The sequence below is a fragment of the Staphylococcus sp. AntiMn-1 genome (assembly GCF_001663395.1).
GTDB classification, from domain to species: domain Bacteria; phylum Bacillota; class Bacilli; order Staphylococcales; family Staphylococcaceae; genus Staphylococcus; species Staphylococcus equorum.
On the sequence record NZ_CP012968.1, the window covers coordinates 808419 to 819823 of the forward strand.

Below are 11405 nucleotides of genomic sequence, written 5' to 3' on the forward strand. Positions count from 1 at the left end.
ACTCCTATAGATCAAATATATTTATTTGCGAGCCTAACTCTTGTTCGTAAAATAAGTTATGTGCTGCTTTGAAATTTAATAACTCATCATCAGTCATATTCCTAACTCCACCCGAGAAGTAAGCACCAGTTATATTTCCGACGCTATTCACATTTGGTGACAATGGTAAGACAGACACTGCTTTTTCATCGTCATCTCGGTATAAGTAATATTTGTTCTTGCTACCTTCAATTAATCCCATCTGTATTCACACCTTTGTAATTTTTAAAGATAATATCTTTCTTTTCTTCATAATCATCAAAGGGCGTTAAGCGCCCATTTTTAAGCAATCTCTTAATTGTGTAACCTAACTCAAGTAAACACGATTGAACGTCTTTATCGCCTTTGTATGTCTCTCTGTATAGGTAGCCCAGTAATGTTTGGAATTGCCCTATACTCATGTGAAAAACCTCTGCGTTTTCTTATAAAATTCAAACTCAATAACACCTGTTTCACCATCTTTATTTTTAGCGATGTTACACTCAACAATTGACTTACCGGAATCGTCCACATCTTCCTGCTCGTAATAGTCATCTCGGTACAACATCATTGCCATACTTGCGTCTGCTTCTATTCCACCAGACTCTTTCATATCTGATAACATTGGGCGTTTATCATTACGTGATTCAACACCACGGTTTAATTGTGAAAGGACCACTATAATTGCACCTGTTTCATTCGCTATGATTTTTAAGTCACGTGATATCTTTTCAACTGCCACTCGTCTATCAACATTTGTATCTGTTTCCATAAGTTGTAGATAGTCTATGAATATAACTTGTGGCTTATCACTCTGTTTCATTGCTTGAGATCTAATGTCTTGAGGTGTTGTTGTACTATCATCATTAATATTGATTCCTAATTTAAGAATTTGGTCTACTGCACCTGTTAATTGAGTTAATTCATCTGGTGTTAGGTCTTGTACGTTCTTAATACGATTCAACTCAATGCCTGTGATAGTCGCTAACAGTCTTTGCAATACGTTTTTACCTGTTGTTTCGATACTAAAGAACGAAGTTTGATGACCTTGCTTAGCGATATTCCATAACATATTCAAAGCAAAACCAGTTTTCCCAACACTAGGTCGTGCTGCTATTACAATTAATTGACTCGGTTCAAATCCACCAATCTTATAATCCATAAGTTGATACTTTGTTTTCACACGTTCTACTGGTTCATCACTATACAAATCTTCAACTAACTGCTTAGCATAGCGTTGCGTACCATCTTCTTTTTAGTTGCGATACTCGTTAAATCTTTAAGTTGTTCCACCATTTCATTAAATGTTTCTGGTGTAGCAGATCGTTTGAAGTCATCAGCAAGTTGGTTTGCTTTAATGATTTGATAATTCTGTAATAAATCTTGTTGGTATCTTTCGAAGAATCCATAACCAATAAAATCAGTTTTGTATAATTGACCTATGACATCATTGTTCAAAAATTCTTTATCCTTAATACTTTTCAGATATATCTCATTCAAATCGACTTTGCCTTGATCTAGGATATATTCCATGAACCCTTTAAAATGTTCGTCTTGGAACATGTAAGGTTTAATTCTTAATTTCTCTAGTAAGTCTGGTTTCTTTAATAGACTGGCAATGACTGTGCTTTCAATTTCGTATTGCTCATTAATCAATGTCATCACCTCTATCAAATTCTGCTACCTTACGTCTAAATTGTTCTAACGCCTGCTTACGTTGTTTAACATAGTCTGGGTCGTTAGCCATCTTCCACCTATGCAGCTTAGTTTCTTCATCTGGTTCATCATCTTTAAATGTCTTAGGAAACTTACGCATGATATTAGGTATCTTAGGTGGGTAAACGTTGCCATCTTTAATATATTTCTTAGCCATCTTCATTGATGGTTCGTAATCGCCATCTTCACATAAGAAGTTAATCCACAAATTGAATTTAGTATCATTCAATTCCATGTTGTATACATTGGCTAACATCTCAATGATTTCGAAAGCTTCTTTTTTAGTCATTGACATGGTTTATCCTCCCATTAATTCTTGACGTTTCCTTTCGAGGAAGTTGTCTGATTCTTTTTTAGGTTGCTTACTTTTTTTAGGCGCTGCTTTGGCCTTAGCTTTTTCTATAGTATTGATTCCTTCTTTATTCCAATTCTTTAATATAGATATTAGGTAAGGTATTCCTTTGTTCTTTTCTTTACAGTAATCAACAGCTATCTTAGTTATTTCATAAGCATCATCTTTTATCAGATTGATCTCATACTCTATTTCATCTATCTTCAATGGACTTTGAATCATCTCTAAATTATTACTAATGTATTCAAATATTTTTGTGGTCACGTCACTTGTTGTATTCTCTGTTGTAGTCTCTGTAGTAATCTCTGTTAAAGATTCTTGAGTTTCTTCGGTATCCATTCTTGAGTTTGTTAAGTTTCCATTCTTAAGTTTCTTAAGAATCCATTCTGAAACTTCTTTAGTATCGACTTTGTAATGTAAAGTCGGTGCGCCATTCGCTTTTTTTAGTGATGTTTCTACTAAACCTAGACTCTTGAGTTTATTGGTACCACGTCTAACTTGGTATTCTGATAAATACAATTCTTCATTCCATTCTTGATAAGATTTATAAAAATATCCATCACGTCTTTTAGTTCTGTCAGACCAATAAACCATTTGATTTAATAATGCAGCTGCCGGATAATCTTCTGTAATCTCTAAATAGATGACTGGAATTGGTATTACATTATTTTGACCACTGAATTTACTTATGACTGATGCAATATAATCTCTATTGTTCATTTACTTTCAGTCCTTTCAACATTCTGCTTAACTTCTCGTCTACATCCACCCAACTATCTGTTAAATGGTATTTATTGTTGAAGCTATTCATACCAATCGTGTGCTGCTCTTGATGATGTGAATGACATAATGCAAGCACCTTATTACCAAAGTGTTCAATCTTGCGTCTGTTACGCCCTCTACCTACTGCTTGATAATGTGCAAGTTCTGCATGTTTGCCACAGATAACACACTTTCTATTGATAGTAGCCATGTATAGAAACGTTCTATCATTCTTGATAAGGTCACTAGTTTTGTATCTAAGTGGTACATCATTTTCAAATATCCATTCGATTGCTACATCTATAATTTGACCAGCTACTTTACGTGAACAATCTGCTAGTGATATTCGATTCTCATAGGCGTGTAAGACACGAACATATTCTTGGAACACATTCCTCATATAATCTTGCGGTTGCCCTGTATGAGCTTCTATATCGTTCATAAGTGCGAATATCTTTCTGCGTTGCTTATCAGTTATTGTGTATGGATCATTGACGATTACATCAACTTCTAAATCCATACCGTTATCTAGTAATAATGTTTCTTTATTTCCTAGCTCTACACCTTCAATGACAACGGTAGTTGTACCGTCATCTTGAATGATGTAATTTTGTATCTTAGGCATTTAATCAGTCCAATCAGAACGGGAGATCGTCAGTATTGATATCTGCATTACCATTAGCAAAAGGGTTATCCTTAGCAGGTGCTTGTTTTGTCTTACCTTGCCCACTTTGTTGTTGAGATTGTCCGTTAGATTGACCTTTAGTATCTAAAAATTCAATACGGTTAGCTGTAATACGTACTACTGAACGGTTATTACCTTCTTTATCAGTGAATCTATCTTGTTTAAGTGTTCCGTCTACACCTATTTTTGACCCTTTTCCGCAATACGTATTTAGTAATTCTGCTGTCTTACCGAAAGCTACAATTTCAAAGAATGATGCGTCGTCTTTTTTATAAGGGTTTTCTACTGCCATTGAGAAGTTGATTACTTGTGTTTGTCCTGCTTGTTTAAGTTCTAAATCTTTCGTGATTCTTCCTGTGATTGCTACAATATTCATAATTATTCATTCTCCTTTAGTTTTTGAGCGTTGGCTCTGATTAGTTTGATGTGTCCTATTGCATCTGATTGACTTAATTTAGTTATGTCACCGATTTGGAATTTCTGTTTAACTTCATCTGGTGTGATTTCTGTACCTTTTACGGTTAATAAGTCTGTGAATCGTTGTATCTCATTCATTAACTCTTGTCGTAAATTTTCGGATTCGTCTGGTGCATCTTCACCGTGATAAATGTATAATCCGATTCCGTGTAATGCTGCTGCTTTTACGAAGGCACGTTTATAAGTTTTGTTTATTTGGAACATGTCAGCTTGTTTATATGGTACTGATTTGTTTTTGAAATCTAATACTGGTAATGTTTCGGTTTTAGTTAATCCTTTTAGTGTGATTGATACCGTTACGCTGTAACCTTCCGGACTTGCTAAATAAGGCACGAAGTATTGTTCGTTAGCTACTTCTGGATGCGGGTATTCATGTATCTTCATTTCATAGTTAGGGTCAATCTTCATCAACTCTTGGTGAGCGTATGACCATGCTAAGTAAGATAAACCTTGTTTCTTCTCAACGTGATCGTTCACGTTCATTGAGTTAAGTTGTTGAAATAATGTTTGTTCAGTCATATTCAATCTCCTTATATTTCGTTTGTTCAGTTACAACTTTTTTAATAGCAGTGTGTTCAGTCATATCAATGCTGGCATCTTCTAATCCGTTGAAATCTCTTGCTCTACTGCGATTGCGTGTGTAACTTGCATCTTCTGGTGTCATCGGCTTGTTTGATAGGTATAAGTCAAAAGGGCCATCTTTAACTTTGATTAGGTACGTAACAGTTTCTTTCATCTGTAACCAACCTTTCACTAGTCAATATGTTTTTCATCTGTCCAAATATTTTCATACCTTCATCTGTTGTATGATGTTCAAAGATGAATAGAGTTTCACGACTTTTGATACAAGTGTTTTTAAAATATGTGAGATTAACACCGAACTCGCCATCTTCAAATTGTTGGAGTGTCACACTACCTTCAATATCTGAGTGGATTAGTTTTTCGTTCAAATCAGATGCGATATTTAATAGTATGTGTTTATGCATTTGATTACCTCCTGTGTTTTGGGGTATACTGTTTGTATAAATTATTTGTAAACTTTCTGACTGTTAGGCGCTCCAACGCTTTTCAGTCTTTTTTTCTGTCTTTAAATAGTTAATCCAACTATCCCAAGCCATGTAGCTAAAACAAACGGCTACCCAGTAGATTAGAAACAAGTGGATAAAGTCTTTCGTGAATATCAAAGCTATGAAGAATACGACTACTGCTGTTGATAATGCTAGTAAACCTCTCATTTAATCTCTCCTCACATCCATTTTTTATTTCTAAGCTTTAAATACTCTCTCAACTTTTCAATATCGATTCGTGTCATGTTTGCAGATAAATCAAGGTACAAGTCTTTAACACCTAAATCATCTTCATCATAATCACGTAACCATCTGTAAACAGTTGATACTCCAACATCAAATATTTTCGCTATAGTTGGTGGTTTTCCGTATAGTGGGTAAAACACAACTTGATTAACATCTTCTACAACATTTTGTTTGGTTGGTAAATGTGTCATCTTAGCCACTCCTTTCTGGTATAATTTATTTATCTGTGTGCAAAGGGGGTGAATAATATGATTAGCATAATTTCTTTAATAATTTCATTTCTAATAATGGTTTTTACAGTTTGGAATTACACAAAAAACTGGTTGAATAGTCGCTTTCAAATCAAAATTAAAATCAATAAAATATACTGGGATACTGATGGATCTTTTGTTGCGAAATATACATTGGCAAACGAATCGTCTAATCCTATTTCTGTAACTGGTATAAAACTAAACAATGAACATGCTACTAATAATTTAATTAGTATTAACAAAACTAGAATCATTAATGAAAAACTTCCAATACATATTGGTGCTTATGGTGCGCTTGAAAATTTATCTTATTTCGAAGATCTAACTGAAACTTCAGACCTTACGTCATTTGAAATAACAATTTTTACTTCTCGTGGTGAGTCTAAAGATAGCCAAGAACTATCAGAAGATTTATTATTACCAATATCACAGATAGAATTATCGGAATGATTCCAAGTACATGATCTTTAAAATCCATAATGATTACCTCTTTCTTCTTAATTTTCAATGATTACACTAGTTCGATTTTAGAATTACCCTTTTCATCAATAGTTGTTCTGATGCCAGAACCACTAGTTTTTATATGATGTGAATCTTTAGTTCTAACGTAAATTTTCGGTTTCCCAACACTCTTAATCTCTTCCGCCAAGATGACGATTAGGAGTGTTATTTTTAATGCTTGTTTTAAATTCATTCTTAATCCTCCTTTAAATTGTGCTACGTGGTATAATTCTTTTATCTCCTATAGGAAGGAGGTGTTATTATGGCTAAACTTGAATATGTTATGAATATGCCACCTTCGTTTTGTCCTGCATGTGGACGTGAATTTAATTTTGATTCTTCTAAATCTACTAATAAATGCAGTAAACAAAGCTGTGGCACTAAAGTAAAAGTCAAATAACTTTTCTCCCTAGTAGTTGTTACAGCAACTGCTAGGTTTATTTAATTTCAAGAATAGTGTCAATAGATCTAGTTAAATCTAAAATCGTGTCTGCTTCGTTAGCGATTTGTATTTTTTTGAGTAGTGCGATAATCGTTTCTTCTTTTACTTTTTTTAGTTCTTTCATTCCGTTTCCTCCTATACATTCAATTTGTAAGTTGTTGCTACGCTGCCTATGAAAGTTACGACTAGTGTTATGATGAGTAATGTCATTTGAGTTCCTCCTATATTTCTATTTGTGATGATCTAACATCTTTAATAAATTGGATTGCTAAGTCTACATCTTTTCGTTTGATGTGGTTGTTAGGTGCATTACCTTTCATGCCTAAGTGTTTTTTAGTAGCTACTAGCAAACGACTTTTAACTTTTCCTAACTGATAACTGTATTCTTCTTTAGCTTTCTTATTAGCCACTGCTTGTTCGTACACATCGCCTACTAATAAAGTTTCTAGTGTCATTTGAAGTCCTACATTTTCAAGTGTTTTCTCTGATTTTGCTTTAACTGCAAACTTGATAGCGTCAATATCTTGTGGTGTAACGTACTCACCTTCGAATTTGTTATTTAAGGCTTCTAACTTTTCATTGCTTACTTGCCCTGTTGAGATAAGGTAATCTAATTTGTCACTTACTAGTTGTTCGATAAGTTGATTCATATCTTCTTTAGATGTAATTCCGTATGCTTGTGCGATTTCATTATGTTGTCTTTCTACTTTAATGAAGTAACCTCTAATCTTACGACCAATATCACTACGTTGAATCATTGAAATTTCTTTAGCCATGTCTAGTGTCATGATGTGGTCAAACTGTTCATAAGCACGCGCACTTTTTTGTGTGTGTACTTTTTCACTCGTAACAATATAATCTGTATTTTCTTCAAATCCATAAGAAACCATTCTGTCCAACCATTGTTTATATGGTGTTTGAATTTCCAATCCTCTGTGTAATTCGCGTCCACTTACTGCGACTGTTCCGTCGTCGTTACGTTTGAAACTGAATAATGTTTGTAATTCGTTCAATTTGCTTTTCCTCCTTAATTTATTCGATTATCATCAACTAAAACGTATTTAAAATACGATTCATCTTTTAAAAAAATAATCTCATCGATTGAGACTTCTAAAGATTTAGCTATTTTAAAAGCGTCTTTAGGTCTAATAGCATCTGGATTGTTCTCCCAGATATTATACGTTGATGGTGAAATACCAATCTTTTTTGCTAATTCTGGTTGAGTATATTTCTTTCTAGATCTCCACTCTTTTAATGTGAGACCTGTTCTCGTATCCATCATTTTTTGCACCTCCTTATCTCAAGCTCTGATTAGAGTATATCGAATTATAAATGCGATTGCAAGTGTTTTTGATAAAAAGTTTTTGTTTTTTCGTAATTATTTTTCGATTAAACGTATTTTAGATGTTGCAATTACGATTTTTCATAGTATAATAATAAGTATAAAAACATTATATATATAAGGAAGGTGAACGAAATGACTTTCAAAAACACTATTAAAGAAATTCGATTGAACAATAGATTATCCAAAGTGGAAATGGCTAAAAAACTTGATGTTTCTGAGGGAACAATAAGAATGTGGGAAAATGGTAAAAACGAACCTAGAATGGGAATGATTGAAAAAATTGCTAATCTATTTAATGTTTCTAAAGGTTACCTTTTAGGAGAGATTGAAGAATCTAACTTACCAGAATTCGATACAGAAATTGAAATACCATATTACGGAAAGGTTTCTGCAGGAAATTTTGAAGAAGTGACTATTGAGAACGAAAGTATTAAAACTCCATCTTCTGTATACAATGGACGCAAACCTAGCGAATGTATAGCTTTGCAAGTTAATGGTGATAGCATGAACAAAGTACTTTCTAATGGTTCTTACATAATTGTACATGATTATAGAATGAATCAAGATTATAAATTGAATAGTAATGATATTCTTGTTCTGCGTCTCGGAGGTGAATATACAGTAAAACGTGTAAGACGTACCGAAACTAAATTGCATTTAGATCCAGCAAGTTATTCAGATGAGTTTAAAACAAATTCTTTTGATTTAAATTCTTTAGATGAAATAGAAGTCATAGGTAAAGTTATTTATAATTATCAAGTATTTGAATGATAGCGTCCTTAGTGGCGCTTTTATATAAAATTTATTATTAAGGAGAATGTGAAATGAAAAAGGTAATATTTTTATTATTAGCAAGTTTTTTAGTATTAGCTGCATGTGGTCAAGAGGAAAGTAAATTGGAGGATAAGAAAGAAACTAAAGCATCTGATAAAGAAAGTAATAAAGACGATAAGAAAAAAGATGAAGATAAAAAATCAGATGAAGAAAAAGACAAATCGGATGATAAGTCTAATGAAGAAGTAGCGAACGAAGAACCACAATCACAAGAACAACAAATCACTGAAGAACCTGTGCAATCACAAGAGCAAGTGAATACTCAAGAACAACAACCTGTTCAGTCGCAAGAGCAAGCAACTGTTGCTGAAGAACAACAAAAACCTTCAGAGTATGAAGATATGCCTAATGGGGATGCAATGTTCGATATGCCTGGTTCAGCTGACGGTTATTATTCAAATGACCAATTAGACCCTGACACGGGATTACCTAAAGATGATGCTGTGCCACATAAAAATGGTGAAGGTCCATTGGCTGAAAGTGAACAGGAAGAAAGTGATTGGGTAAAAGGTCAAGATGAATGGATGAACGCAAGTGAATCGGAAAGAACAGAAATTAGAAAAGCAGACGCTGAGAAATATGGGTATGAATATGACCCTAGCGACTATGAATAATTCCACGGGCATTTTACTATGCCCTATGTATTTTTATAAGGGAGAATAAAAATGAGAATCATTAAACATTTAAGAAAACAAAAGAATTTGTCACGTAAAGAGTTTATCGATAATTACAACAGTTTGTATGGTATGAATTTGGGAAGATTCAACCTTTTACTTATTGAAAATGGATACAAGAAAATATCACCTCGTATGGTAAGTAGCTTTGCAGAGTATTATGGCGTGTCGAAAGATGTAATTAGAGACAACGAGGAAATAAATTAATTCAAGGGCACTCCCGTGCCCTATATATTTTAAAATAGGATAAACACATATGCTGAACTTTATGGAGACATAAAGAAGCCACCGATAAAAAACGGTGGCGATAACATAATTGAGTATTGGAACTACTACCCAAGAGAATTCTATTTCATTATTATCTAGCGATATAACAAAAGGTATTGGAGAGATGGCTAACATGAAATTCAACTTTGACCCAACAGATTTCTCTACTTCTCGTATAGATGTACCTGAATTTAATTCGTCAAGTGTTTCGCTACCTGGTAATTGAATTGCCCTTCTATACAGTAATGTATAGTTTGCATCGGGTGAATTCAGAGAAAACCTAAGTCATAAGATATGGTGACTTTGAGCCAAGCCTTTTATAAGGAAGGTGCAACGCATAGTTTCTGAAATAACGAAACCACGAGCGCCCGATATCCTATTCACACCAATTATAACATATACCTATAGATTAATCACTTTTTCATAGTTTTTTTCTATGGGTATATATTTTTATCTTTTTTAGGAGGAATAACCTATGTGGAGTGAACAATTCAAAGATAAAGAAGGCAAAACTAAATATCGCTACTACGAGAAGTATAAAGACCCTTACACAGACAAATGGAAACGTGTGAGTATTGTTATGAACAAAAATACTAAAGCTTCTCAAAAAGAGGCTGTGTTCCAATTAGACGATAAGATAAAAAGCAAGTTGTCTACTAGTACTAATAACAATTTAAAATCATTAACGGTTCACAATTTACTAGATGAATGGTTTGATTATCATAAAAATACTTCTGGTTTAAAAGTAACAACTCTAAATAACTCTAAAGTTCGACTGAATAATTTAAAAAACAATATAGATGAGTATACATTAGTTTCAAAGTTAGACGTAAAACATGTTCAAAAACTAATCAATACATTATCTGAAATTTATTCAGAAAACCAAGTTAGACGACAACTCAATGATATGAAAAAAGCTTTAGCGTATGCAACGAAATTTTACGGATATACTAACAAACACATGTTAAATGATGTGGAAGTACCCAAGAAGGCTAAAACACTAGAAGATATAGAAAAAGAAGAACAAAAAATATATAACTATCTTGAAATGAATCAAGTGTTAAAAATACGTGATTTTATATTAACAAAAAAACATTCTGACAAGAGGTTAAATTTATTTGTAGCTAGCTTAATAGAACTACAAGCACTTACTGGTATGAGAATTGGAGAAGTTCAAGCATTACAAGAAAAGGATATCGATTTTCAAAATAAAACAATAGATATAAACGGAACAATTCATTGGATTAAATATGAAAATGGATATGGATATAAAGACACAACTAAAACTAGAGGTTCAAGAAGAACGATTTCTATTAATAAACGTGCAGTTGAAATCTTAAAAAAAGTAATATTGGAAAATAAAAAATCTGCACATTGGGAAAAAGATTACATTGATCGTGGTTTTATCTTTACTACAAGATTTGGAAATCCATTATATTCTCATAAAGTAAACAAATTATTATCAGATACTGTGATTGAATTAGGTATTAATAAAAAAGTAACATCCCATACCTTCAGGCACACCCATATAAGTATACTCGTTGAAATGAATGTATCACTCAAAGCAATTATGAAAAGAGTTGGACATACTGACGAAAAAACAACGATTCAGATATACACACATGTAACAGAAAAAATGGACAAACAGTTAACCGAGAAGTTAGAAAACATTCCCAATTAAACAATCTGCCCTTTTTCTGCCCTTTTTATAATTCCAGTACCCTCTATAACCCTTGAAAATACTGGTGTTAAGCTATTTTAAACCCCT

Annotated in this window: 22 protein-coding genes and 1 pseudogene; 7 read left to right on the forward strand and 16 right to left on the reverse strand. The window is 33.1% G+C overall.

Features of this window, described 5'->3' with window-relative positions; all coding sequences use genetic code 11:
- Nucleotides 1–4: 4 nt before the first annotated feature.
- The 12 genes and pseudogenes from AOB58_RS03985 to AOB58_RS04040 all read right to left on the reverse strand — a co-directional run bounded on the left by AOB58_RS03985 (nucleotide 5) and on the right by AOB58_RS04040 (nucleotide 5514).
- Complete coding sequence (locus tag AOB58_RS03985; protein ID WP_064783002.1) at nucleotides 5–241, reverse strand: DUF3269 family protein; 237 nt, start codon at nucleotides 239–241, stop codon at nucleotides 5–7.
- On the reverse strand, nucleotides 228–440 hold the full coding sequence (locus AOB58_RS03990; protein ID WP_064783003.1) for a hypothetical protein: 213 nt from the start codon (nucleotides 438–440) through the stop codon (nucleotides 228–230). The genes AOB58_RS03985 and AOB58_RS03990 overlap by 14 nt, the downstream gene beginning before the upstream one ends.
- Nucleotides 437–1680, reverse strand: a pseudogene (locus AOB58_RS03995) (DnaB helicase C-terminal domain-containing protein). The gene AOB58_RS03990 and the pseudogene AOB58_RS03995 overlap by 4 nt, the downstream one beginning before the upstream one ends.
- Complete coding sequence (locus tag AOB58_RS04000; protein ID WP_064783004.1) at nucleotides 1667–2029, reverse strand: replicative helicase loader/inhibitor; 363 nt, start codon at nucleotides 2027–2029, stop codon at nucleotides 1667–1669. The pseudogene AOB58_RS03995 and the gene AOB58_RS04000 overlap by 14 nt, the downstream one beginning before the upstream one ends.
- 3 nt (nucleotides 2030–2032) lie before the next feature.
- Nucleotides 2033–2806 (reverse strand): DnaD domain protein, encoded by a 774-nt coding sequence (locus tag AOB58_RS04005; RefSeq protein WP_064783005.1) that lies wholly within the window; start codon nucleotides 2804–2806, stop codon nucleotides 2033–2035.
- Nucleotides 2796–3473, reverse strand: coding sequence for a putative HNHc nuclease (locus tag AOB58_RS04010; RefSeq protein WP_064783006.1), 678 nt, complete (start codon nucleotides 3471–3473; stop codon nucleotides 2796–2798). Before AOB58_RS04010 ends, AOB58_RS04005 begins: the two co-directional genes overlap by 11 nt.
- 13 nt (nucleotides 3474–3486) lie before the next feature.
- Entirely contained in the window at nucleotides 3487–3912 is a 426-nt protein-coding gene (locus tag AOB58_RS04015; protein WP_064783007.1) for a single-stranded DNA-binding protein, read from the reverse strand.
- Nucleotides 3912–4529, reverse strand: a complete 618-nt coding sequence (locus tag AOB58_RS04020; protein ID WP_064783008.1) for a Sak single strand annealing protein — start codon at nucleotides 4527–4529, stop codon at nucleotides 3912–3914. The genes AOB58_RS04015 and AOB58_RS04020 overlap by 1 nt, the downstream gene beginning before the upstream one ends.
- Nucleotides 4522–4746, reverse strand: a complete 225-nt coding sequence (locus tag AOB58_RS04025) for a DUF2483 family protein (protein WP_064783009.1) — start codon at nucleotides 4744–4746, stop codon at nucleotides 4522–4524. Before AOB58_RS04025 ends, AOB58_RS04020 begins: the two co-directional genes overlap by 8 nt.
- A complete protein-coding gene (locus tag AOB58_RS04030) occupies nucleotides 4712–4996 on the reverse strand; it encodes a hypothetical protein (protein WP_064783010.1) in 285 nt (94 codons plus the stop codon). Before AOB58_RS04030 ends, AOB58_RS04025 begins: the two co-directional genes overlap by 35 nt.
- A gap of 63 nt (nucleotides 4997–5059) precedes the next feature.
- Complete coding sequence (locus AOB58_RS04035; RefSeq protein ID WP_064783011.1) at nucleotides 5060–5245, reverse strand: hypothetical protein; 186 nt, start codon at nucleotides 5243–5245, stop codon at nucleotides 5060–5062.
- Between the two features lie 11 nt (nucleotides 5246–5256).
- Nucleotides 5257–5514: a helix-turn-helix domain-containing protein gene (locus tag AOB58_RS04040; RefSeq protein WP_046465213.1), complete on the reverse strand. Its 258-nt coding sequence runs from the start codon at nucleotides 5512–5514 to the stop codon at nucleotides 5257–5259.
- A 132-nt stretch (nucleotides 5515–5646) separates the two neighbouring features.
- On the opposite strand from AOB58_RS04040, the gene AOB58_RS04045 reads away from it, so the two are divergent.
- Nucleotides 5647–6024 (forward strand): hypothetical protein, encoded by a 378-nt coding sequence (locus tag AOB58_RS04045; protein WP_158649097.1) that lies wholly within the window; start codon nucleotides 5647–5649, stop codon nucleotides 6022–6024.
- A gap of 61 nt (nucleotides 6025–6085) precedes the next feature.
- Here the strand turns inward: AOB58_RS04045 and AOB58_RS04050 are convergent, their stop codons facing one another.
- Nucleotides 6086–6268 carry a hypothetical protein gene (locus tag AOB58_RS04050; RefSeq protein WP_064783013.1) on the reverse strand — a complete coding sequence of 61 codons (183 nt, stop codon included), beginning with the start codon at nucleotides 6266–6268 and terminating at the stop codon, nucleotides 6086–6088.
- A 69-nt stretch (nucleotides 6269–6337) separates the two neighbouring features.
- Here AOB58_RS04050 and AOB58_RS13540 point away from each other — a divergent pair, with 69 nt between their 5' ends.
- Nucleotides 6338–6475 (forward strand): hypothetical protein, encoded by a 138-nt coding sequence (locus AOB58_RS13540; RefSeq protein WP_158649098.1) that lies wholly within the window; start codon nucleotides 6338–6340, stop codon nucleotides 6473–6475.
- Nucleotides 6476–6512: 37 nt separating this feature from the next.
- Here AOB58_RS13540 and AOB58_RS13945 read toward each other — a convergent pair whose 3' ends face one another.
- The 3 genes from AOB58_RS13945 to AOB58_RS04060 all read right to left on the reverse strand — a co-directional run bounded on the left by AOB58_RS13945 (nucleotide 6513) and on the right by AOB58_RS04060 (nucleotide 7799).
- Nucleotides 6513–6641, reverse strand: coding sequence for a hypothetical protein (locus AOB58_RS13945; protein WP_257737065.1), 129 nt, complete (start codon nucleotides 6639–6641; stop codon nucleotides 6513–6515).
- A gap of 97 nt (nucleotides 6642–6738) precedes the next feature.
- Complete coding sequence (locus tag AOB58_RS04055; protein WP_064783014.1) at nucleotides 6739–7530, reverse strand: antA/AntB antirepressor family protein; 792 nt, start codon at nucleotides 7528–7530, stop codon at nucleotides 6739–6741.
- 14 nt (nucleotides 7531–7544) lie between these two features.
- Nucleotides 7545–7799, reverse strand: a complete 255-nt coding sequence (locus AOB58_RS04060; RefSeq protein ID WP_064783015.1) for a helix-turn-helix transcriptional regulator — start codon at nucleotides 7797–7799, stop codon at nucleotides 7545–7547.
- Nucleotides 7800–7994: 195 nt separating this feature from the next.
- On the opposite strand from AOB58_RS04060, the gene AOB58_RS04065 reads away from it, so the two are divergent.
- The 5 genes from AOB58_RS04065 to AOB58_RS04080 all read left to right on the forward strand — a co-directional run bounded on the left by AOB58_RS04065 (nucleotide 7995) and on the right by AOB58_RS04080 (nucleotide 11318).
- On the forward strand, nucleotides 7995–8633 hold the full coding sequence (locus tag AOB58_RS04065) for an XRE family transcriptional regulator (protein ID WP_064783016.1): 639 nt from the start codon (nucleotides 7995–7997) through the stop codon (nucleotides 8631–8633).
- A 53-nt stretch (nucleotides 8634–8686) separates the two neighbouring features.
- Nucleotides 8687–9310 (forward strand): hypothetical protein, encoded by a 624-nt coding sequence (locus AOB58_RS04070; protein WP_064783017.1) that lies wholly within the window; start codon nucleotides 8687–8689, stop codon nucleotides 9308–9310.
- Nucleotides 9311–9361: 51 nt separating this feature from the next.
- Nucleotides 9362–9577 (forward strand): helix-turn-helix domain-containing protein, encoded by a 216-nt coding sequence (locus AOB58_RS04075; RefSeq protein ID WP_064783018.1) that lies wholly within the window; start codon nucleotides 9362–9364, stop codon nucleotides 9575–9577.
- Between the two features lie 109 nt (nucleotides 9578–9686).
- Nucleotides 9687–9863 (forward strand): hypothetical protein, encoded by a 177-nt coding sequence (locus AOB58_RS13545; protein ID WP_158483916.1) that lies wholly within the window; start codon nucleotides 9687–9689, stop codon nucleotides 9861–9863.
- 249 nt (nucleotides 9864–10112) lie between these two features.
- Entirely contained in the window at nucleotides 10113–11318 is a 1206-nt protein-coding gene (locus AOB58_RS04080) for a tyrosine-type recombinase/integrase (RefSeq protein WP_064783019.1), read from the forward strand.
- The last annotated feature ends 87 nt before the right edge of the window (nucleotides 11319–11405 follow it).